We start from the raw sequence: 22921 nt of genomic DNA on the forward strand, positions 1-22921 counted from the left end.
GACACCGCTCACATCCAGCCGAAAGTTGCTTCCGCAGCCACGTTCGACACAAGATTTCGGAATGAACTTCTGAGACGGCGTCAGCAGCATGACCTGCTCCAGCGTCCGCAGGCACGGGGCTGTCTCAATACCAAGGAAATGTGACGAGGGATGAAGCCAGACTCGGTTCGGATCTACGAACCCCCAACGAGATCGCTGCCGACGAAGACACCCGTGTACGCATGGATTTCTGAGACGGCAGTATGCGCCCATAAGATCGAACGACTCTGGAAGAGCCACGCCAGCGAGGTCGACAACTGCGTCCGCTGGCGGTGGCACGGAGACATCCATGCAAACCTCGGGCATGTCCGAGGCAGCGTTGGAGGGTTGCTTCAGTGAGGTACGTGGCAGAAGGAGTGACTGGGTGAAGCTCAACCTCAAGGCGGTCGAGGAGCGAGTCGCCCCCCTGGGCGGACGCGAATCCTACGACCGCGAGTTCATCTTCGAACTATTGCTCGCCTACGGCCGCTCGAAGGGCAACGTCACCCGGCTCCGCAACGGTTCGCTGAACGTGGCCGACGACCCGGCCTGCGAGGTGGCGCAGAAGAACGTCGTCTACTTCCACGAGACAACCGGTGACCCTCTCGCGGTGATCGAGGACCTGAGAACCTCGCCGACGGTAGTGCGCTACAACACCCGATTCGTGATCGTCACCGACTACAACGAGCTGCTCGCCGTCGACACCAAGACCAGCGAGAACCTGATGATCCCGATCCGGGACATCGACAAGCACTTCACCTTCTTCCTGCCCTGGGCGGGCATGGAGAAGGCCCAGTATGTCGCCGAAGCTCACGCGGATGTCAAAGCGGCCGAGCGGATGGGCAAGCTCTTCGACGAGTTGCTGGCTGCCAACCCCGACTTACTCGATACATCGAACGGCCGGCATGCCCTCAATGTTTTCTTCACCCGACTGCTGTTCTGCTTCTTTGCCGAAGACACCGGAATTTTCGCCGAGAATCAATTCACCAACGCAGTCGGCTCCCACACCCAAGCGGACGGGTCTGACGTTGCGGAGTTCCTCACCGATCTCTTCGCCGCGCTCGACACCGAAGAGGCCGCCGATAAACCGGCGCACCTAGCAGGGTTTCCATACGTAAACGGACGACTCTTCACCATGGCGCCCGAGCACGTGGTCCCAGAGTTCACGAAAAAGGCCCGCGACTTACTGATCGAGTCAGGCACCCTGATCTGGCGAGAAATCAACCCAGACATCTTCGGGTCGATGTTCCAAGCGATCGTCACGCCGGGCAAGCGTTCCGACCTCGGTCAGCACTACACCTCGGTGCCGAACATCCTCAAGACCATCGAACCGCTATTCCTCGATGCACTGAAGGAAGACTTCGACCGAGCCTTCGACTCGCCGAAGCAACTCGAAGCGCTACTTGAGCACATTGGTGCAATTAAGGTCTTCGACCCCGCATGTGGGTCTGGCAACTTTCTAGTGATCGCCTACAAGGAACTGCGGCGCCTCGAACACGCTATCCTCGAACGATCTCAAGAACTCTCAGGCCGACGGCAAATGGCGATGGGGGCAGCTTCTCGCATAAACATCGAGAACTTCTACGGCATCGAAATCGACGACTTCGCCGTCGAAGTAGCAATCCTTTCGCTATGGATCGCAAAGCACCAAATGAATGTCGAGTTCTTCGACAAGTTCGGCATTGACCTCCCACTGATTCCGTTGAAGGAGACCGGTCAGATTCGTCAAGGCAACGCCGCACGGGTTGACTGGCACCAGGTCTGCCCTAACGGTGGAGACGAAGCGATCTATCTGATAGGAAACCCGCCATACGCTGGAGCTAAGACTCAGACCCGGGACCAGAAGTCCGACTACGACTTCGTCTTCGGGGGCCGCTCGTACTCGAAGAACCTCGACTACATCGCGCTCTGGTTCATTAAGGGCGCCGACTACATCGACGGAACCCGTGCAGAGCTGGCGTTTGTTACCACTAATTCAGTCGCCCAAGGTGAGCATGTCGGTCTAATGTTCCCGATCATTTTCGACAAGGGTATCGAGATCGGCTTTGCGTACACGTCCTTCAAATGGCAGAACAACGCCAAACGCAACGCAGGCGTGACTGTTGCCGTTATCGGCCTTCGGAACGAAACTTCGAGCCCGAAGTATCTGTATGCAGATGATCTGCAGATCGCAGCCAAAAATATCAACGGGTACCTTGCCGATGGCTCCGACGTAGTAATGGAGCGGCGAAGGAAGCCGCTCGGCGCTTGCCTACCGGATATGGTGTTTGGATCTATGCCACGTGATGGTGGCGGACTTATCGTCTCGCCTGAGGAGCGAGCTCGGATGATCGCTGATGATCCGCGAAGCGAGCAGTTCATCAAGCGGTACATGGGTTCATCCGAAGCGATCAACGACGGTGAGCGGTACTGCCTGTGGATTCCCAAGGATTCTGTCGCAGCGGCTAAATCGATCACCGCAATCGCGGCCAGGCTGGAGCGCGTTGCGAAGGAGCGGAGCGAAAGTAAAGCGGGTAGCACGGCTGCCTACGCTGCTCAGCCGCACAGGTTCGTCCAGATCAGCTACAAACCGACGGATTCGATCATTGTGCCGAGCGTCTCTTCTGAGCGGCGCGAATACATTCCACTCGGATACCTTGACGAGAACACGGTCGTCTCGAACCTTGCGTTCGCCGTATACGACGCCGAGCCGTGGGTTTTCGCGATGTTGACTTCACGGATGCACATGGTCTGGACGCGAGCCGTCGGCGGCCGCATGAAGACTGACTATCGATACTCGAACACGATCGTCTACAACAATTTCCCAGTCCCACCGTTACGCGACCCTATGAGGGAACGCCTTGCAGCTACCGCGTTTCGCGTGCTCGATGTTCGCGAGTACCACTGTGAGAAGACGTTGGCTGAGCTGTACGACCCCGAGCTGATGCCGGCTGACCTACGCACAGCACACGCTGAGGTCGACGGGCTGGTCGATTCGATCTACTCCAAGCGGGAATACGAGACTGACGAACAGCGATTGTCGGACCTCTTCGCTATGTATGAAGCGATGACTGCGGACGAAGCAGCGAACGGGAGCAAGAAGAAGTGAACAAGCCGCTCAACGTCGTAGACGTGACCTACGCCCGCACAGGCGCGTCGGTGCACACCGACGCGATGGGCATGCGAGAGATGCAGCAACGCGTATTCGCCAAGCGCGACGCCCAGCATCTCCTGGTCAAGGCCCCACCCGCGTCCGGCAAGTCGCGCGCTCTCATGTTCGTGGCGCTGGACAAGCTCTACCACCAAGGCCGTAAGAAGGTCATCGTTGCGGTGCCGGAGCGCTCGATCGGTGCATCGTTCTCACCGACGAAGCTCACCGCGCACGGGTTCTTCGCGGACTGGGAGATCAAGCCCGAGCACAATCTGAGCCTGCCGGGCTCCTCGGTTGGCAAGGTCGATGCATTCGTCAAGTTCCTCGAAGGACCGGACGCGACCTTAGTCTGTACGCACGCCACCCTGCGGTTCGCGTTCGAGAAGGTGGCACCCGAGGCGTTCAACGGCGCGGTGCTCGCGATCGATGAGTTCCACCATGTTTCGGCTGATATTGAGGCCAATCGCCTCGGCGCTCTCTTGCGTGACGTAATGAACGGCTCGGACGTGCACATCGTCGCGATGACCGGCTCCTACTTCCGCGGCGACTCGGTCCCGGTGCTGTCAGCAGAGGACGAGGCAAAGTTCACCCCGGTGATGTTCAACTACTACGACCAGCTCAACGGGTACGAGCACCTCAAGTCACTCGGCATCGGTCACCACTTCTACCAGGGCCGCTACACCGATGCGATCGGCGAGGTTCTCGACCTCGGCAAGAAGACGATCGTTCATATCCCGAACGTGAACTCGGGTGAGTCCACGAAAGACAAGATCGAAGAGGTCGGTTTCATCATCGACTCGATCGGTCAGGTTGTCGCCGCTGAGGACACGGGGATCATCCTGATCCGTCGCCACGACACCGGCGAGATTGTCCGTGTCGCGGACCTGGTGGACGACGCGGACCAGAAGAAGCGGGGCGAGACTCTGCACTACCTGTCCACCGTCGCATCGAAAGACCGGAACGGTGTCGATGTCATCATCGCGCTGGGGATGGCGAAGGAGGGGTTCGACTGGCCATTCGCCGAGCATGCCCTCACTGTTGGCTACAGGGCTTCACTGACCGAGGTGATCCAGATTATCGGTCGGGTCACCCGCGACAGCCCCGGCAAGGAACACGCCCAGTTCACGAACCTCATCGCCCAGCCCGACGCGGCGACCGACGAGGTGAAGGTGTCGGTGAACAACATGCTTAAGGCCATCACCGCCTCCCTGTTGATGGAGCAGGTCCTCGCTCAGAACTTCACGTTCAAGTCCAAAACCGGCAACGATGACGCTACGAAACCGGGCGAGCTAAAGATCAAGGGCTTCAAGGAACCCACGACGGAACGGGTGAAGCAGATCGTGGAGACAGACCTCAACGATCTCAAGGCCACGATTCTGCAAGACGACACCTTCGCGAAAGCAGCAGCGGGCAGCCTCGATCCAGAGGTGACCAACAAGGTGTTGATCCCGAAGATCATCCGCGAGCGTTACCCAGATCTCGATGAGGCCCAGGTCGAGGAGCTGCGCCAGCAAGTTGTGGTGGACTCGGTGATCAAGAACGGTGAGGTCCGCAATGTCGGAGACAAGCGGTTCGTCCGAATGGCGGAGAAGTTCGTCAACATCGATGACCTCGACATCAACCTCATCGACTCGGTCAACCCGTTCCAGCGTGCATTCGAGGTTATGAGTAAGTCGGTCACTCCGAGTGTGCTGCGAATCATCTCGGATGCGATCACTGCGACTCGCATCGAGATCACCGAAGAGGAAGCCCTTCTGCTCTGGCCTAAGATTCAGGCCTGGGTCAAAGTCAACGGTCGCAAGCCCGACGTGCGCAGTGACGACACGACGGAAAAGCGGTATGCCGAGACGCTCCTGTTCCTCCAGAAGAAGAAGCAACAGCACCTCGCGGCGCAGCGAGCAGTACAGATGGATGATCAGCCATGAGCACTGGCGAGACCGATGTGACTACAGGCGAGGCAGCAGCGCCGCGACTGGACTTCCAGTCGATCCTTGACTCCGACATCGATGGGCTTCTTGATGTCGCAGAGAAGCCGAAGAAGGTCACCCCAAACGATCGGCTGGAGCGTGCCTTCTTGGAGGTCGTAGAGTTCCGCCGGACTCACAACAGGCTCCCCAGTTCGACCACTCGCGAAATCGCAGAACGCAAGCTCGGTGCTCGGCTCGACGGAATTCTCGCGGACGAGGGCAAGGTCGCCGCGCTGAAGCATTTGGACGAGTTCGGTCTACTGGACGCCTTGGAGCCTCCAGCCTCGATTGACGACCTTCTCGACAGCGACGACTTCGACCTGCTCGGGGACGAATCGGGGCTGTTGGACATCTCGGACCTGCCGCAGCGCAAGACTCCGGATGTGCCTGATTCGGTAGCGCAGCGAAAAAAAGCTGAAGGTTTCGAAGCGTTCGAGCCACTGTTCAAGGCCAAGCATGCTGAGTTGGCCGCCGGCACGTACCGGTTGATCCCGTTCCCCGGTGTCCGCACCATTGAATCTGGCAGATTCTTCGTTCTCAACGGCGTGATGCTCTTCGTCGCCGAGGTTGGCGAGACAACCATCGCGGTTGTCGGTGGCAAGCAAGAGCAGAAGCAGCGCCTGCGGGTGATTTTCGAGAACGGCACCGAGTCTTCGATGTACCGGCAGTCACTGTCGATCCGGCTCCACGAGGCGCACGGTCAGGCGTTGGCCCGTGTCGGACTCGAACTCCCGGAAGACGTAGGTGACGCGGACACCGAGAGCGGCCACATCTACGTGCTCCGTTCCCGTAGCGAAGATCCGCAGATCGCGTCGCTCCAAAACTTGTACAAGATCGGGTTCTCGACGACCAGCGTGGAGCAGCGGATTGCGAACGCAGCCAACGCGCCCACCTACTTGATGGCACCGGTCGAGATCGTGGCGGACTATCGCACCTACAACCTCAGGCCCTCCGCGTTGGAGCACCTCCTGCACCGGGTATTCGCCGAGGTGCGCCTCGACATCAGTCAGATCGATGCTAAGGGCCGCCGCTACGACCCGTCTGAATGGTTTGTTGTCCCGCTCAACGTCATAAATCAGGCGATCAACATGATCATGTCCGGTGAAATCGTCGACTACGTGTACGACGCTGCCGCGCAACGCCTCGTGGAACGTGAGTAATGTACGTCGGGACGGGGCCTGGCGGCCCAGGGAGGGCGGGAAGGTTGACCAGCTCGAACCGGCGGCAACGTCGTCGAGCGCGAACTCGACCATGATTTCGAGGACCTCAAAGAATGGCTCCCCGAGTCGCCGCTGAGGACAGATGAGCTATGTGGGCCGAAGGTCGACGGGGAACGCCGGTCGTCGAACCGCTCTTCCACGTAGTGCACGCGCGCGATCGCATGCTGAGCATCCTCGATGCCGTATTCGTGGGCACTGTCGGTCCACTTGATCGCCAACCGGAACCGCAACCGTCCGGCTCGAGGCGATATCTCCAGGGTAGGGGCGGCTTTCGCGCCTGATTCGTCGGCTGCGCTATGCCGGGAAGTACTTGACATAAGTGCGCCATATCGGCGCCTCCAAGACCATCTGTGCGACGGCGGGTAGAGAGACATGACCAATTCGGCTAATCCAAGATTTCCGTCCCGTGCAGACTCAGTCGCTCGATCACGGCGCCCGAAGCTGCCCACCGCTCCCATCCCCGACGAGGACTATGACGCGCTCCTTGGTGCGTTGGCAGACGACTGATCTCCGCCTACGTATGGCGTGATCACCCGATCAATTCTTCCATGTCTGAAATCTTTTTGACTGGAGGGTGTTCGGGACACCGAAGCTCAAGATCGCACCACCGCCAACGCGGCAACGTGGGGAGCGGCCCGGGTCGGTCGTTTTCGGGACCACTGTCAAAAGTGCTCGGGCGAGACCCGGGCCCCGAGTTCGGTTGATTCTCTGGTGTGGCGGTTCCAGCCAGCGGGTGAGCCTTGGTACATAATGTCCGCAACCTGCTCGGGCAGATACCGGGCGACGACCGAGGAATCCGGGCTGCTCATGAGCTACAGAAACAAGACCTACGTTGCCTTCGCCAGCGAAGACATCCATTGCTACAGGCTGATGGAAGCCTGGCGGGAAAACGACAAGATCGACTTCGACTTCTACAATGCCCACACACTCTTCATTTCTCGCGATGAGAGTAAGCCGGAGACGATCAAAAGGAATCTGCGGGAGCGTATGAAGAACGCCAAGCAGGTCGTTCTGCTTGGCAGCGCCACGGGGCGGCGGAAGGGAAGCGACGGTAAGTCGTTCCTCGCCCATGAGATCAAGGTGGCGATGGAGTTCAACCTTCCGATCGTCATCGCGAACCTCGACGGTGGTCGAATCGTCAACAGGGCAGTGATTCCTCAGCCATTGCTAGATGACGACTACTACACGCTGTCAGCGTCGTTTCAACCGAAAATCATCGACTTCGCGCTCAAGAACTACGCCGTTGAATACGCGACCGCGGACAAGGCCGGCCCCCACGAGTACAACAGCCAGGTCTACACAGGCCTCGGGCTGTGAGCTCCGCTCTCCGCAGCGATCTGTTCAGCAAACGGTTCCTGCTCTCGGCAGCCACATGGTTCTTCGCGTGGGCTGGCGTCATCGCGGCTCTTGGCCAACTACTGGACTGGACTTTCAAACTCGCTAAGTACGGGTGGTGGAGCCACGCGGTTCTGGGCGTGGCACTCGTCGGAATCCCACTTTCGATATGGCGATCATGGCCCCGCCCCGTCGAGGAGACCTACGAGTCCCCCAGAACTCGGATCCGAATCGTCAAGGGTGACCTCTTCGATGAGGAAGAACACCTGGTGATCGGCACTTGCGACACCTTCGATACAGCGATTCCGAATATTATCGAGCGGACCAGTCTTCAGGGCATCGCGTTGGACCGCCTATACGGTAACGATGTGGCTAGGTTGGACGCCGATCTCGACGCTGCACTAGTCAACACGGAGTTTCGCGAAAAAGTCTGCAAGGAAGGAAAGACGGTTCGCTACCCGTTGGGAACCGTCGCGGTTGTTGAACGGCCCCCTAGAAGACTTTTCTTCGTCGGTTACACGAAGATGGACGAGAACAACAATGCTCAGGGAACCCCTGATGGGCTGTGGGTCAGCCTCAACTCGCTGTGGAACGCCATCTCGCAGCACGGGAACGGACGTACGGTCTGCATGCCAGTTATCGGTGGTGGCATGTCACGCATGTCCAATATCGTCCCGACGCAAGATTCGATCCGATTCACAATCTTGTCGTTCATGTTCGCATCGAGGACCAACAAGATCTGCGACGAGCTGCGCATCGTTCTTCGACCACAGGACTACGACCGGCTGGATCGACTTGAGCTGCAAGCCTTTCTGACATCACTCAAGCCATCATGAATGACACAAGAGCCCTCGATGTACCAAGCAACGCCAGGTGTGCCTTCTGCGACTATCTCTCGGGGCGACGCCCGTTCACCGTGGCCGCCCGCACCGATGCGATCGCAGTGCTTGTTACACGTGAACAACGGGGCATCCCACACCTTCTAGTTGTTCCGATGGCGCATCGAGAAACGATCCTGGATCTCTCCGACGGTGAAAGCGCAGCGGTCGCGGTCGGCGTGCGCGCCGCAGCCCAAGCGATAAACGACGCGTACGAGCGCCCGGGCATCGCAGTGTGGCAGAACAACGGCACCCCAGCACACCAGACGATTGCACACGTTCACTTTCACGTGGCAGGCACTCTCCCGCAAGGTGGAACCGACTGGGGCGAGGTCGCCGAACAGCCATTGGAAGAAACGGACGCGATCGCGCAGACAATTCTGCCGTACCTGCACCTGGCTTGATCTGTCGAAATCTGTCACCGGCTCTCCCCAAGTAGGTGTGGGAGGATCAGCCGGTATCTCGACAGTAAGCCGCCGCCAGCCAGATAGGCGATTCAAGATCGGCTATGTACGGCAACGCACCTCACGCTGCCGATATTCGCTCTCCCTCGGGCACAGGTTGGCCTACTTCGACTCCAAATGAAGTTCGTTGCCCCTCATCGCCACAGCCCGCAAGTCCCCCGATTCGCGAAAGTAATTCGCAGGCTATACGCCCGGCATGGCAATGCTTCGCACGGTCGACAGCAACAAGTGATGCCCACAACACACCACCCGGTGAGTTACTGGTCAGTGCCGGGCATCCTCCCGCACAGGCCCGCCACCCGCCGCGATACCGTAGACACCCACCGAACACCGACTTTGCAGCGCCCGAACCGTAGATCCGGCCGGCGCCGGACAGGGGAATGATGACCGAGCACGACACCACCGAACAGCCGCTGCAGCTTGATGGCGCATTCGGGATCGCGACCGACAGCCGCGAGCAGCTCCACGCCCTGTCCCTCCGCACGCTGACCGAGCTCCTCGGCAGCGCGCCGGAGGTCGACGAGGACGGCGACATCGCGATCCCGGTCCACGGCTTCGGGCTCTACGTCACGGTCGCCGAGGACGGTCCGCAGCTGCACGTGTGGGCGTCGATCCTCTCGGAGCTCGGTGACGGCGCCGCGGCCGTGCAGAACCTGCCGGAGCTGTCCGCCGAGTGGCCTCGACTGCGCTTCACGATCGAGGACGGGCACCTGCTGGTCTCGACCCTGGTCGACGCCGACCCGTTCGCGCCGCAGCACCTGATCAACCTGGTCGACGAGATCCACGAGCTCACCCACGACCTCGACGACGACTTCGCTGCCAAGCTCGGTGGCGTCCTCGACTGCGACGCCGACGACGACTCCTACGCCGGCGGATGCGGCGGCTGCGGCGATGATTGCGCCTGCGGCGACGGACACGACGCCGGCGACCTCGGGGAGACCATCCCCGTCGGAAAGCCGTCGAACTGACGCCCGCTACTTAGTCGCCCGCTGGGCGTCGGCCCGCACCGACGTCCAGCCGGCGATGAGCGCGTCCATGTCGCTCCGACCCCGCAACGCGGGCCTCTCGCTACTCGTCGACGGCGCCGGAACCGAATCACCGGCCAGGAACGGCCGGATCAGGTCGATCGGCACCGGGAACACCACCGTCGACGTGCTCTCCCCGCCCAACTCCCCCAGCGTCTGTAGGTAACGCAGCTGCAGAGTGGTCGGGTTGCGGCTGATGATGTCCGCGGCCTCGGCGAGCTTCGCGGACGCCTGGAATTCTGCCTCCGCATTGATGATCTTGGCGCGCCGCTCGCGCTCGGCCTCCGCCTGCCGCGCAATGGCCCGCTGCATGTCCCGCGGGATCTCCACGTCTTTGATCTCCACGGTGGTGACCTTCACGCCCCACGGCTCGGTCTGCTGGTCGATCACCTTCTGCAGGTCCTCGTTGAGGCGTTCGCGCTCGGCCAGCAGGGCATCCAATTCCGCCTTACCGAGAATCGACCGCAGCGTCGTCTGCGCGATCTGCGACGTCGCCGCGAAGTAGTCCTCCACCCCGACGATCGCGCGGTCCGCGTCCACCACCCGGAAGTACGCGACGGCGGTGACCTTCACCGGCACGTTGTCCCGGGTGATCACCTCCTGCATCGGCACGTTCAGCGTCACCGTCCGCAGGCTCACCCGCACCATCCGATCCACCGCCGGGATCAACAGCACCAGCCCCGGACCGCGCAGGTCGACGAGCCGTCCGAGCCGGAACAACACACCCCGCTCGTACTCGCGCAGCACCCGAACGGCGGCCGACGCGACGATCACCGCGAGCAGCGCGACGACGATGACGGCCAGAATGATGGTGGTCAACATGGCAACTCCCACGGTTCGCGACGACGCACGCTCAGCGTGAGTCCACGCACCCCCTCGACGACGACGGACTCCCCCGCTCCCGGTGTGTCGGTGCAGCCGAACTCCATTCGGGCGCGCCACAATTCGCCGCCCAGCTCGACCTGCCCCTGGTGGCCGTCCCAGCTGCGGACCAGCGCCTCGGATCCGACGAGGGACTGCGCGCCGGTGCGCACGGGCTCGCGCCGCGCGCTGAGCACCTTCCGGCCGGTGACGGCGACCGCTCCGAGCCCGACGACCGCGACACCCAGCGTCACGGGCAGCGCCACCTCGAGCCCGAGTCCGCCGGACGTGAACAGCAGCCACGCCCCGGTTCCGGCGAGCAGGGTCCCGGCCACGCCGAGCGCACCGTAGGTCGGGACGTGCGCCTCGATCACGATCAGCAGCACGCCCACTACCAGTGCCAACACACCCAATGCAGCCATCAGCGGTCACCTGCGAGGGCCCGGTCGCCTCGCGTAGCCACTCGCGATCGAGCCCTCACCGTCAAAGGTATGCCCGCATCGTCCGGGGTGCCACCGTGTCGCACCCTGCCGTGGTCAACCGGTGAAGTGGGCGCCCAACTGCATCCGAGGGTGCTCCGGTGCACCTCCGCGCGAATGGATCGGACGTAATCCATCTACGCGGCTGTCAGACCGTGACCGCACAATCGCAGCGACAACACGGATTGCAACGAAGGACTGATCACGTGGCATACACGACGCGCTCAAAGACGAAGGTGAGCCTGCCGGCGTCCCTATTTGCTTGGCTCACGCTTGCATGGTTAGCCGCCTGGCTTGCCACGCTTGGTCTGTGGCTACTAGCTGCTTCGATGGTGTTTGGAAGTGCGGCAGCCGTTTTCCAAGGCTGGGCTTTGCTCCTCACACAGGTCGTGTACACCTCACTCTTTATAGAGTTCGTGGTCATCTTGAACTTCTACTGCCAGCCAACACTCGTGGCAGAGTCCAAACTCGGGCGGTTCTTCATTCGCGAGGTCCTGAAGTCGAAGTGGTTTCTCACATCCGCGGCGTGGTTAATCCTCGTGTCGGCTGCGCTCGTATGGACCAAAACGTTCCCGTCGAACACCATCGGAAAGATTTCATGGCTGATGTTGGTTGCCGTCGCTCCTGTCATGGGCTATCGCAGTACAAGCGAGCTTCGCCGCGTCTACCGCGGCAGCATCACCACACCGCTTTTCGCCGATGGCCTAATCCCTGCTCCAAGTCACGACGGCGAAGCCAAACCTCTCTGGCGTTCCCTTGGGCCGGACTGGGCCGCACCGCAACGCATAAGACTGCTCGCCACAGCCCGGAAGTATCACGACGCAGCGAAGTCACGTGCGACCATCTTGAATTTCACGGGAAAGACGATCTCGACGGTGTTCTCCGCCTTCGCTATTGCGGCATTGCCTAGAGCATTCGCCTCCTCCACTCCGTCAGCTCTCGGAATACCGGTCGCGCTCGGGTGCGTCGCAATCTTCGGCTGGTGGCTTGACCGACGCGCCGCGGACGTCGACAAGCTCGCCGACATGTACGGAGCACAGGCATACGCGCTCATCGACACTTCAAAGTTCCCAAGCAGGACGCACCGCTCAAGGCCGAATCGCCTCGATCACATACCTCGGCGCGCACGGCGGCCTCGAGTCGCCGGACGGCGGTGAAGTACGTCCTTGCGCCTTGCTTCGAGACTGCATTGGACCATGCATGACGCGCCGTGAGGGATGGCTCCACCAGGCCTGCAGCGGCGCCCGCGCCGAGCCGACGCTGTTCTGAGCGAAACACCAGCATTCTCGGGGACACTGGCCTCATGCCGACCAATCCCGTCACGATCACCGTCACCGGCCACGCCGAACGCTCGGTCCCGCCCAATCTCGGTGTAGTCCATCTGAACATCGAGTTCGACGCCGCCACCCGCGCGGAGGCGGCCGATGCCGCGATCTCGTCAGCCTCCGCGCTCACGCAACTCGTCGGTTCGCTCAAGAAGGATGCTGGCCGGCCGCTGCGCCGCCGGTCCCTCAATCAGATGCAGCACACCCGCTACCGCCCGTATCACCCGCAGGGCAAGAAGCTGCCCTGGAACTACCGGTCGACGGCCACCGCAGCCGTGACGTTCCGCGATCTCGACGCCGTCGCCTCGTTCCTCGACCGGGCATCGGCGATCGAGGGCGTCAACGTCACGCACCTGGAGTGGAAACTCACCCGCACGGCCCACGCGAAAGCGCTCTCGCGCGTGCGGGATCTCGCCGTCCGCGACGCCCTCGCCAAAGCCAAGGGCTACACTCGAAGCCTGGGCTGCAAGCGGATCGAGGCCGTCGCCCTCGCCGACCCAGGCATGTTGAACGCCGGCACGCGCCCCGACGTCGGCCCACCGGTCATGCGCGCGATGGCCGCGTCGACTCCGGTGCACGACGCGGACCGCCCGACCGTCGAACTCCGTCCCGAGCCGCTGCGCATCCGGGCTGACGTGGAAGCCAGGTTCGAGGCGTCGTGACTACCGGAAGCCCCAACCTCCGCCCTGGCGCCTTGGGTATGACCTAGTCGATGACAAACTCTCTGTCCGAATTCGGGTACACACACCGCACCTTGTGTTCGGCGAGCAAGTCAACCAGGTCGTCTGCCGGACGCTCGGGCAGCAGTATCCGCAACTCCGGCGGGACGTCGAATGCTCGCCGGTAGTCGAGCAACTGCCCGAGAGCCATGCGAACTGCCTCCCTGCCGCTGGACGCCTTGGCCTCGTACAGCACGTGCTCGGTCTGGTCGTATAGATCGACGCGCAAAGGCCGGACGGGGCCAGTATGCTGGATCCGATAGCCAGTGACCGTGTGTCCTTCTTCGCGCAGGACACCTACATACGCGCTGACCAACTCCGCTTCTTCTTTGACAGCCTGTGCTGACGCGAATGCCGGCACCTCGTAGACGCGCGTCACATGCACTTCGAGTTCACACGGTCCCGACTTGCGCTGAAGCCAACCGACCGGGCGGCCGCCAAGCCAGGGATTACCGGACTTACTGGACAATCTAGCGATGCGCTTCTCCCACGCAGCCGCAAGCACTCCGTCCGACGGGAATGGCACCTCTCGGCCGGACTCCCGCACCGGTAGCGCGAACTGCGTCAGCAACGACTTCATCTCCGCATAAGGAAGCCGATCATCCTTCTCGACAAGACAATCCCATTCGAGATCGACGTAGTAGGCGGTGTCTCCGGGCGCCTTCCAATGCGGCCCCGGCTCGACCCCGTCGGCTGTCAGGTACCCGCTGGCGACGATGCCGTTTTCTTTCCCTGTGCGCAGCAGGTACACCCGGTCACCTGCTCGCGGATCACCGAAACCGCGTCCAAAACTCCACCGGGTGGGAGCCGAGAATCCCCGCTTCGTCAACGCCAGGTGCTTCGCTAGCTCTTTATGCGAGTAGCCCTCATCGCTTCCATCCCAAAGCAACAGAAACGTCCGCTGCCGGTTCGTCGTCGTCATCCGTCCCCCATTCTTCAAGCTCCAACGGTCAATTTCGTCAACCCCGCCGCAGCCCACTCGCCCGCAGGACGCGTCGCCCCACAGCGGCCCGCACGGCCGCCTCGATCCCGACGATCCGCACGTGAGTCCGCGCACGAGTGATCGCCGTGTACAGCAATTCTCGCGTCAGCAACGACGACTCCTCCCCCGGCAGGATCACCGAGACCAAGTCGTACTGGCTGCCCTGGCTGCGGTGAATCGTCATGGCGTACACCGTCTGCACCGACGCCAGGTGGCTCAGGTGCACCAGATAGGGCTCCTCGCCGCGCGCGAAGGCGGCGACCAAGTCACCATCCGAGCCCTCGACCACAACCCCGGTGTCACCGTTGTAGATCCGCATCTCGTGGTCGTTCGCGGTCACCATCAGCGGCTGCCCGGCGTACCAGCGCTCGGGATCGAGCCGGCTGCCGGTCGTCTCCCCGATCCACGTCATCGCGTTGCGCGCCCACCACGACGCCCCGAACGGGCCCTCCCGGTGCGCACACAGCAGCCGATGCTTCTCCGACGCCCGTACTGCGCCCGCCGCGTCCCCGGCGAGCGCGGCCGCCGTCACTTCCGCCGACGTCGACACCACATCGGCGCGCAGCCCCGCCAGGTCCTCGGGGTCGACGAACGACACGTCCGCCGCCCCGCTGCGCAGGATCTCGAGCGTGCGGTCCTCGTCACCGTCCCGCACTGCCACCGCCAGCTGCGCGATCGCGCCACCGAACCGGCGTCCGCGGCTCAGCCGAATCACCCCGCCCCGCAGCCGGTCCCGCTCCAACGCGCTCAGCGCCGCCTCGGCCGGATCGTCCGACGCCGAGAGGTCCGCACCCACCACCCGTGCCAGCACCGGGTTCTCCACCCCGGTCACCGGCCGGGCGACGAGGTCGGCGAGCACCGCGCCGGCATCCACCGACGTCAACTGGTCGGGGTCGCCCACCAGCACCAGCCGCGACTCCGGGCGCACCGCCTCGAGCAGCCGGCACATCATCGTCAGCGACACCATCGACGTCTCGTCCACCACGATCACGTCGTACGGCAGATGGTTGGTCTCGTTGAACCGGAACCGGCTGGTCCCCCGCTGCCAGCCGAGCATCCGGTGCAGCGTCATCGCCGGCAATTCCGACCGCAGACCGACGAGCCCGGCCTGCTCGCGCACCGATTCCTGCAGCCGCGCCGCCGCCTTGCCGGTGGGCGCCGCCAGCCCGATGCGTAGCCCCGACTGCTGCCGCTCGAGCAGCGCCAGCACCCGCGCCACCGTGTGCGTCTTGCCGGTACCCGGGCCGCCCGCGATCACCGACGTCCAGTGTGTGGCCGCGACAGCCGCCGCGATGCGCTGCCGGTCCGGGGCGTCCGACGGCCGCGACGGGTCGGCGAAGTCGCGGAACAACTCGTCCAGCCCGGCCCGAAGCAGGTCCTCGTCGACGACGGGATGCCCGTGCGCCCGCTCGTCCAGGATCCGGCGCACGGTCTGTTCCTGCCGGTAGTACCGGTCCAGGTAGAGCAGCCCGTCCACCAGCCGCAGCGGCCGTAGCGGTCCGGCCTCGCCACCGACCACCAGAGGGCTCGACGCCAGCCCCTCGGCCACGACGGCGTCGTCCGGCCACGGCAACGCCGCCGGATCGACCTGGAACTCCTCGTCGACCGTCACCTCGCGAATCCGGCTCAGGTCCAGGCACACCGAGCCCGATCGCACCGCCCGCACCGCGAGCGCCGTCGCGAGGTGCACGGGCTCGCGGGTTTCCCCGCCGAGCATCGCGAGCCGCAGCGCGACGTGCACGTCGGCGGCCTCGAGCACCCCGGCCTCGTTGAACTCGCGCAGCATCCCCTTGCCGCGCTGCGCGACGCGTGCCTCGATCATGCGTTCTCCTCGGCACTCGCCGCCAGCAGATCCGACAGCTCCACCACCAGCGCGGCGGGCGGATCCCAGTCGAACACCCCGACCCCGTCCGGGGTGTCGGGGCCGACCATGCCGCGCACGAACAGGTACTGCACCCCACCCAGGTGCGTCGCCGGGTCGTAGCCGGGCAGCCGCCACCGCAGATACCGGTGCAGCGCAACGGCATACAGCAGCGCCTGCAGCGGGTAGTGCGAGCGCATCATCTCCCCGGCCATCGCCTCGCGGGTGAAGTCGGCGGTGGTGACCTCGCCGGGCGCGATGCGGTTGGTCTTGTAGTCGACGATCACGAACCGGGGACCCTCGCGCCGCAGCACGGCGTCGATGCTGCCGGTGAGGTAGCCGCGCAGCGGCGTCGGCTCCAGGGTGGCGAGCCGGTCCGCGTACGGCGCGAGGACGTCGTCGGACGGCAGATGCATCCGCAGCAGGTCCACGATCCGGTGCAGCGTCACCGTGAGCACCGCCGGGTCGTCACCGCCGGCGAGCGGCAGCTCGAAGTCCAACTCCGGCAGCCGGTCCCGCGGGGTGATGTCGGCGAGGGTGCCACCGCCCGCGAGCGGGGTCCGCAGCACCGGCAGCAGCGCGTCGGCCAGCGCCACCGGATCGACCTGCGACATCCGCGCGGCCACGGCCTCGCGGCAGTGCCGCACCAGCTCGGCCTCGAGGTCCGCGGCGGCGGTGTCGACGTGCTCGAGGATCTCGTGCACCAAGGTGCCGAACACCGCGCCGTAGGGCATGTCGTTCATGGTCGACGGGATGCCCAGGGTGGGCGCGGCCGCGATGAGCGCAGGCTCCTCCGGCTCGTCCTCGATCTCCGGTTCCTCGGCCTCGCTGGTGACACCGGGATGCTCGTGCGCCGACGCGGTGAGCGCCGTGTACGACGTGCGCCGCCACCCGGCGTCGAGCTCGCGCCGGAAGACGGCGGCCGCCAGCTCGCCCGTCTCCTCCTGCGGCGGTGTCCACGACGGCTGCGGGATCGGGTCGGCGCCCACGGCCTGCACCTCCACGGTCACCGGCGCGGCCTCGGCCCAGCGGGTGAGCTGCTCGGCGACCATCGGGTCCTCGGGCACGCCCACCTTCTGCGGGACGTCCGACTCCCCCGGTTCGCGCCCGAACAGCATCCGGTGCAGCGGCGCCTCGTTGGTGGAGTACGCCGGCGCCCACCACAGCACCAGCTGGCACTGGGCGCGGGTGAGCGCGACGTACAGCAGCCGCAGATCCTCGCCCGCGGCCTCGGCGTCGCGCTGCCGGCGGCGTTCGCCGTAGCCGGGGCTGCCCTCGCCGCCGATGTCGAGGATGCGGCGACCGTGCTCGTCGTGCAGCAGCAACCGGTTGGGGTCGGCGTAGCGGCCGGTGCTCCACCCGAACGGCACGTACACGATCGGGTACTCGAGGCCCTTGCTGGCGTGCACGGTCGCGATCTGCACCGCGGCCGCGTCGCTGTCGAGGCGCCGGCTGCGATCGCCGCCACCGGATTTCGGGTCCTTGATGCGGTCGGTCAGCCAGCCGGTGAGCGCAGTCAGACCCAGAGACTCGTCGACCGCAACCGCGCCGAGCAGCTGCCCGATGTGCCGCAGGTCGGTGAGCGTGCGCTCGCCGGCGGCCACGGTCAGCAGCCGCGCCTCGAGGCCGGACTCGGCGGCGAGCCGCTCGAACAGCGCCGCGAAGCCGGACTGCGCGAACACCGTCGCCAGCTCCCGCAGCTGCCCGCCGACCCGGGCTACCACCTCGTCGCTGCGGGCATCGACGTCGGCAGCGGTCCAGCCGATGAGCGGGGTGAGCGCCGCGAGCCGGACCCGGTCGGGGCGGTGCGGCTGTTCGAGCGCCTGCAGCACCTGCAGCCAGTGCGTGGCGGCGGGCGTCTCGAAGACGCTGGTGCCGCCGGCCAGCACGGACGGCACTCCGACGCGGTCCAGGGCCTCCCGCACCAGCGCGATCTGGGCGTTGGTGCCGGCGAGGATCGCGACATCCCCGGGCTCGACGGGCCGCGTGACGCCGTTCAGTTCCAGAGTGGCGCCGCTGCCGAGCAGTTCGACGATGTCCGCGGCCACGTCCGCCGCGACCCGCGAACGCAGCGCCCCGACGGCCGGGTAGCCGGAGTTGTTGAGCCGTCCGGCGCCCGCCCGGCATAGGTAGCGCAGCCGCAGCGGCGCCGCTCCCTGCAGCCGCGACCCCGGCTTGGCCGCCGACACCGGGTGCACGACGATGTCGCGGTGACCCAGGGCGGCGCCGCCGTGCAGATGCCCCAGGGCGGCAACGAGATCGGCGTCGCTGCGCCAGTTGGTGGTGAGCTCCTGGTGGCTGTGCGCGGACCCGACGGCGTCGAGGTAGCTGAGCACCTCGGCGCCGCGGAACGCGTAGATGGCCTGCTTGGGGTCGCCGACCAGCACCAGTGTGGAGTGCCCGTGGAACGCGGCGCGCAGGATCCCCCACTGCTGCGGGTCGGTGTCCTGGAACTCGTCCACCAGCACCACCCGGTAGCGGTCCCGCACCCGCCGGCACGCCGCCTGTCCGTGTTCGGGATCGGTGAGCACGCCGTGCAGCAGCGCGGGCAGGTCGTCGAAGTCGCGGATGCCGGCGAGCCGCTTGCGGCGCTGGGTCTCCTGCCGGACGGCGGTGGCGAACGCGACGGCGTCCCCGGCGCGGGTGCCCTCGGCGTCCTCGGGGGCGAGCACCGACTGCGGGTCGAAGATCGCGGCCCGGGCGGCGGCGCGCGCATCGGCGGGCCGCAGGGTGCGGGAGTCGGCGCGGGCGAAGCGGTGCAGGAACAGGTCGGCGATCACTTCGGCGACCAGGTCCTCGGCCTCCTCGACCAGCACCGCGTCCGGGTCGCGCTCGCCGGCGATGCCGAGGCCGTCGAGCATGCGCTGACAGAAGCTGTGGGTGGTAACGATGGTGCCGGCGTCGAAGTCCGACAGCGCCTGCATCAACCGTCGGCGCCGCAGCGCGATCTCGGTGTCGTCGGTGTCGGCGAGGTGTGCCACCAGGGGGTCGTCGCTGGCGCGGGCGGCGGCCGGGTCTGCCAATCCGGCTGCGGCGGAGGCGAACCGCTCGCGGGTGCGTTCGCGCAGCTCCTTGGTGGCGGCGCGACTGAACGTGACCAGCAGCAGCTGCGAGACGTCGATGTCCTCCTCGGCGACGAACCGGGCGGCGAGCCCGACGATCGCGTACGTCTTGCCGGTGCCGGCGCTGGCCTCGAGCACGGTAGTGCCCTGCGGCAGCGGCGCGAACAGGTCGAAGGCGGTGTCGCTCATGGTCACGGTGTCCAGGCCTACTGTGTCCGTCACGGTTCCCCCAGGGTCTCGGCCGGGAGCAGCGACCCCCACAGCACGGCGGCCTCGGTACCGAAGCAGCTCGATTCGTACGCCCCGGGCGGTGCGGGCTTCTTGGTGAGCACGGACAGCTCCGCGTCGGGCCCGTGCACGTACCGGACGTGCCGGTCCTTGCCGTCACCGAAGTCGCCGGTCCACGCGCGCTCGGCAGCCACCAGCGCCAGTTCGATCGACCGGCCCCGGAACCGCTGGTCCGCGTACGCCGCCGACGACGCCGTCGTCATCGGCAGCGGCTCCACCAGCCCGCGGTCCCGCATCTCGACCAGGCGGGTGAGGATCTCGGCCGCGTTCTCCGGTGCCACGAGCGTCGACCGCATCACCGGGGTGCGCCCGCTGCCGCGGCCGGTGGTGACCGCCGTGAGGTTCCCGGACCGTCCGGTCGCGGTGACCGCGAGCAAGCGCACCCACGCCCCGATCCGGTGCTTGGGCGCCAACCGGGAGAACGTGGTGCGCGCGATGACCTCCCCGTGCACGCCGTCGACGGTGCCGACCAGGCGTCGTCCCCCGAGGTCCACATCGATGTCGACCGCCTCGGACGGTCCGGCGTGCACCGGCGCGGACGCGCGGGCCAGCGAATCCACCGTCCACTCGATGTCCGAGAGCGCGGCGTCACCCAGCCGCGCGGGCGGCAGCGTGCCGCGCCGCCACTCCGCTGCCCGGAACGCCGCCGGATCGGCGCCCGCGAGCCGGGCACCGAGCATCCGCTCCCCGATCCCCCACCGCGCCAACGGGTCGAGCTCCAGATCGAGGGTGTCGGCGACGTCCTCGTCAAGGTCGGGCACCCGGAAACCCAGCCGCTGCCGCAGGAAACCCTGGATCGGGTTCTCCAGGAACGAGATCAGCTCGGCGAGATCGACGTCGCCGGGCTCGATCGGCGGCAGCGGTTCCGGCAGGAACGCGGGCGCCGGCACCGACGGCTGCTGCGCCGCGCGGGCACCGCCCAGCGCGGCGTGGTCAAAGCTACGCGGACCCACCGGATCGAAGTTGCGGGGATCGAAGGGCTGCAACGGATGCCGCTGCACCACGTCCGCGCCCGCCATCGCCGCGAGCACGTCACGCAGCTCCGCGAGCGGCACCGCAGGTGGGCGGGGTGTGCCGTTGACCGGGTCGGCGCCGGTGTAGAACAGCAGCAGCCGCTCGCTCGCCGACATGATCGCGTCGAGCAACAGTTGTCGGTCCTCGCTACGCGGATCCCGTTCCCCCAGTAGCGGATCGCGGGCCAGCACGTCGTCGCCGTCGATACCGGTGCCGCGCGGGAAGACGTCGTCGTCGAGCCCGAGAAGCACCACCACCCGGTGCGGCACCGAACGCATCGGCACCATCGTGCACACCGTCAGCTCGCCGGTGCGGAAGTTGGCGCGGGTAGGCCGGCCGGCGAGGCGCGAGCGCAGCATCGCCCGCACGTCCGCGAGTCGCAGCAGCGTGTCGCCGCCGTGCTCGACGGCCGCGGCCAGCTCGCGCCGCGCCTGCCCCAACTGCCACGCGTCGGACTCGGCGACGTCGACCAGCAGATCCAGCGCCCGGGCCAGCGCCGCCAACCACTGCTCCGCAGACTGCGGTCCGGTGAGGCCGCGCAGCGACACGTCGAGCCGGTCGACGTACTCGGCGAGGCGCCCGGTGAGGTCGATGTCGTTGCTCTCGACGTCGTCGAGCGGCAGTGCGAGCGAGAGCCATTCGCCGTCCGCGTCGTCGGCTGCGGCGCCGAGCAGGATGCGGTCGAGCGCGGCCTTGAGGGTGTTCTGTTCGAAGTCGCCGAGCCCGAACGCGCCCCGTTCACGACGGCCGATCCCCCACCGCGCGCCCGCGGCCACCGTCCACTCCCGCATGCGTTCGAGGTTGTCGTCGTCGAAGCGGAAGCGGCGCCGCACCGGCGCGGTCGCGGCCAGATCGAGGACCTGGCTGACGGTGACCCGGGAGTCCGCGAGGTCGAGCAGCGCCGCGACCACTCCCAATACCGGATTGGTCTGGTGCAGCGCACGATCCGCGAGCCGCACCCGCAGCCGATGGCCGGGATGGGTGAGCGGCCCCTGGACGCCCTGCCCGAACGCGGCCCGGACCAGCGGCGCGTACGTCTCGACGTCCGGGCACATGACGACGACGTCGCGCGGCTCGAGCGTCGGATCGTTCTGGAACAGGTGCAGCAGCCGCTCCCGCAAGGCTTCCACCTGCCGGGCCGGGCCGTGGCAGGAGTGGATCTCGACGGTGTCGTCCACCGGCCACGACGACGGCTGCCGGTCCGCGGCGATGTCGGACTGCAGCTGCCCGAGCAGCGTCGCCGGGCGCGACGGCCCCGGATGGTGGACGTCGACCATCCCGATGGCGCCGAGCCGCGACTGCAACTCGCGCACGTCGCGGGCGAGGCTGGCGAGCAGCGGGTGCGCGACGTCGAGCGCGCGCACGTCGTCGGCGCGGCGACGCGGCGGTTCACTGTCGGCAAGCTCCCCCCACATCTCGATACTCGGATGCGGAATCCATACGTGCACATCGCGGTTGGCACCGAGTGCGGACAGCACCGCGATCTGGTCGGCGCCCAGCCGGGTGGGCCCGAACAGCGACAGCCGTTCGGGCAGCTCGAGCAACCCCGGCTCGTCGCGCAGCCGCGCGCATGCGGCGTCGAGGCGCTCGGCGGGGCTGGGGCTGCCGATCCGGTCGCGCAGCCTTCGCCACAGCTGGGCCTGCCAGCACAGATCGGCGTCGAGCGGCGATGTGCCGTCGGTGTCGCGGCCGGCCGCCCAGTCGACGAGCATCGCCGGGCGCTGCGAGCCGTAGGCGCGGAACAGTTCCGCCAGGTGCGCGGTGGTGCCGTAGCGGCGGCCGGCGCGGTGGTCGTCGGCGCCGTGACCGAGATGGCGGGCGAGGACGGTGCACCACGGCTCGGCCAGGCAGTCGTCGATCACCTGCAGCAGCGTCCACAGCATCCGCGACGGGTGCCAGGGGTCGTCGTCGACCTCGTAGCCGGTGGCGGCCGCGAGGGCCTGGTCGATCAGCCGATTCGGCGACGGGAAGTCGATGTTGGCGGCGACCCCGTCGTGGCCGGAATCACCCGCACCCAGCACGTGCGACAGCCGCTGCGTCAGCCAGCGTTCGACACCCTTCGCCGGGACCGCGATCACCTCACGCTCGAACGGGTCCGCAAGGGGCGTGACCAGCACCTGAGCGAGCGCAGACGCGAGCGTGCCGGCGCTCTCGGCGCGGTGCAACGTCAGCAAGTGCGGATCTCCCTACGGTGTCGGCGACTGTGCGGCATCGGCCAAGCATTATCACACCGATCCGACGAGTCCGATGGCTCGGGAAGCGGTGCGAACCGGTTGCTAGGCTGCCCCGCGAC

At 65.7% G+C, this 22921-nt stretch carries 15 protein-coding genes; 9 read left to right on the plus strand and 6 right to left on the minus strand.

Annotated features, from left to right (window positions below; translation table 11 throughout):
• Positions 1-403: 403 nt before the first annotated feature.
• The 7 genes from A6I89_RS18845 (at position 404) to A6I89_RS18875 (ending at position 9980) form a co-directional block, all read left to right on the plus strand.
• Positions 404-3106 carry a DNA methyltransferase gene (locus A6I89_RS18845; RefSeq protein ID WP_022595050.1) on the plus strand — a complete coding sequence of 901 codons (2703 nt, stop codon included), beginning with the start codon at positions 404-406 and terminating at the stop codon, positions 3104-3106.
• 65 nt (positions 3107-3171) lie between these two features.
• Positions 3172-5073, plus strand: coding sequence for a DEAD/DEAH box helicase (locus tag A6I89_RS18850; protein ID WP_232244924.1), 1902 nt, complete (start codon positions 3172-3174; stop codon positions 5071-5073).
• Positions 5070-6275, plus strand: coding sequence for a GIY-YIG nuclease family protein (locus tag A6I89_RS18855; RefSeq protein ID WP_022595048.1), 1206 nt, complete (start codon positions 5070-5072; stop codon positions 6273-6275). Before A6I89_RS18850 ends, A6I89_RS18855 begins: the two co-directional genes overlap by 4 nt.
• Positions 6276-7142: 867 nt before the next feature.
• On the plus strand, positions 7143-7652 hold the full coding sequence (locus tag A6I89_RS18860; protein ID WP_022595047.1) for a TIR domain-containing protein: 510 nt from the start codon (positions 7143-7145) through the stop codon (positions 7650-7652).
• The gene (locus A6I89_RS18865; RefSeq protein ID WP_022595046.1) at positions 7649-8506 is read left to right on the plus strand and encodes a macro domain-containing protein; all 858 of its coding nucleotides are present in this window, start codon (positions 7649-7651) and stop codon (positions 8504-8506) included. Before A6I89_RS18860 ends, A6I89_RS18865 begins: the two co-directional genes overlap by 4 nt.
• Positions 8503-8952, plus strand: coding sequence for an HIT domain-containing protein (locus A6I89_RS18870; protein ID WP_022595045.1), 450 nt, complete (start codon positions 8503-8505; stop codon positions 8950-8952). Before A6I89_RS18865 ends, A6I89_RS18870 begins: the two co-directional genes overlap by 4 nt.
• A 443-nt stretch (positions 8953-9395) precedes the next feature.
• Positions 9396-9980 carry a T3SS (YopN, CesT) and YbjN peptide-binding chaperone 1 gene (locus A6I89_RS18875; RefSeq protein ID WP_044990786.1) on the plus strand — a complete coding sequence of 195 codons (585 nt, stop codon included), beginning with the start codon at positions 9396-9398 and terminating at the stop codon, positions 9978-9980.
• A 6-nt stretch (positions 9981-9986) separates the two neighbouring features.
• Here the strand turns inward: A6I89_RS18875 and A6I89_RS18880 are convergent, their stop codons facing one another.
• Positions 9987-10856 carry a slipin family protein gene (locus A6I89_RS18880; protein WP_232244922.1) on the minus strand — a complete coding sequence of 290 codons (870 nt, stop codon included), beginning with the start codon at positions 10854-10856 and terminating at the stop codon, positions 9987-9989.
• A complete protein-coding gene (locus A6I89_RS18885) occupies positions 10853-11320 on the minus strand; it encodes an NfeD family protein (protein ID WP_022595042.1) in 468 nt (155 codons plus the stop codon). The genes A6I89_RS18880 and A6I89_RS18885 overlap by 4 nt, the downstream gene beginning before the upstream one ends.
• 263 nt (positions 11321-11583) lie before the next feature.
• On the opposite strand from A6I89_RS18885, the gene A6I89_RS24450 reads away from it, so the two are divergent.
• Both A6I89_RS24450 and A6I89_RS18890 read left to right on the plus strand, forming a co-directional pair.
• Entirely contained in the window at positions 11584-12534 is a 951-nt protein-coding gene (locus A6I89_RS24450) for a hypothetical protein (protein WP_139811873.1), read from the plus strand.
• Positions 12535-12680: 146 nt separating this feature from the next.
• On the plus strand, positions 12681-13364 hold the full coding sequence (locus A6I89_RS18890; protein ID WP_022595041.1) for an SIMPL domain-containing protein: 684 nt from the start codon (positions 12681-12683) through the stop codon (positions 13362-13364).
• 43 nt (positions 13365-13407) lie between these two features.
• On the opposite strand, the gene A6I89_RS18895 is transcribed toward A6I89_RS18890, so the two are convergent.
• Genes A6I89_RS18895 through recC form a run of 4 tightly spaced genes read right to left on the minus strand, consistent with a single transcriptional unit; the run spans position 13408 to position 22802 of the window.
• The gene (locus A6I89_RS18895) at positions 13408-14343 is read right to left on the minus strand and encodes a hypothetical protein (RefSeq protein ID WP_139811874.1); all 936 of its coding nucleotides are present in this window, start codon (positions 14341-14343) and stop codon (positions 13408-13410) included.
• A gap of 37 nt (positions 14344-14380) precedes the next feature.
• A complete protein-coding gene (gene recD / locus A6I89_RS18900; RefSeq protein ID WP_022595039.1) occupies positions 14381-16225 on the minus strand; it encodes an exodeoxyribonuclease V subunit alpha in 1845 nt (614 codons plus the stop codon).
• On the minus strand, positions 16222-19515 hold the full coding sequence (locus A6I89_RS18905; RefSeq protein WP_044990780.1) for a UvrD-helicase domain-containing protein: 3294 nt from the start codon (positions 19513-19515) through the stop codon (positions 16222-16224). Before A6I89_RS18905 ends, recD begins: the two co-directional genes overlap by 4 nt.
• A gap of 29 nt (positions 19516-19544) precedes the next feature.
• A complete protein-coding gene (recC, locus tag A6I89_RS18910; RefSeq protein WP_022595037.1) occupies positions 19545-22802 on the minus strand; it encodes an exodeoxyribonuclease V subunit gamma in 3258 nt (1085 codons plus the stop codon).
• Positions 22803-22921 lie beyond the last annotated feature (119 nt).

Origin of the sequence: Prescottella equi (genome assembly GCF_002094305.1) — a bacterium.
Lineage (GTDB): Bacteria > Actinomycetota > Actinomycetes > Mycobacteriales > Mycobacteriaceae > Prescottella > Prescottella equi.

Coding starts and splice junctions, on each gene's coding strand:
- recD (WP_022595039.1), bottom strand. CDS start 16,225: ATGATCGAGGCACGCGTCGCGCAGCGCGGCAAGGGGATGCTGCGCGAG.
- A6I89_RS18905 (WP_044990780.1), bottom strand. CDS start 19,515: ATGAGCGACACCGCCTTCGACCTGTTCGCGCCGCTGCCGCAGGGCACT.
- A6I89_RS18850 (WP_232244924.1), top strand. CDS start 3,172: ATGGGCATGCGAGAGATGCAGCAACGCGTATTCGCCAAGCGCGACGCC.
- A6I89_RS18860 (WP_022595047.1), top strand. CDS start 7,143: ATGAGCTACAGAAACAAGACCTACGTTGCCTTCGCCAGCGAAGACATC.
- A6I89_RS18875 (WP_044990786.1), top strand. CDS start 9,396: ATGACCGAGCACGACACCACCGAACAGCCGCTGCAGCTTGATGGCGCA.
- A6I89_RS18870 (WP_022595045.1), top strand. CDS start 8,503: ATGAATGACACAAGAGCCCTCGATGTACCAAGCAACGCCAGGTGTGCC.
- A6I89_RS18895 (WP_139811874.1), bottom strand. CDS start 14,343: ATGACGACGACGAACCGGCAGCGGACGTTTCTGTTGCTTTGGGATGGA.
- A6I89_RS18890 (WP_022595041.1), top strand. CDS start 12,681: ATGCCGACCAATCCCGTCACGATCACCGTCACCGGCCACGCCGAACGC.
- A6I89_RS18855 (WP_022595048.1), top strand. CDS start 5,070: ATGAGCACTGGCGAGACCGATGTGACTACAGGCGAGGCAGCAGCGCCG.
- A6I89_RS18885 (WP_022595042.1), bottom strand. CDS start 11,320: ATGGCTGCATTGGGTGTGTTGGCACTGGTAGTGGGCGTGCTGCTGATC.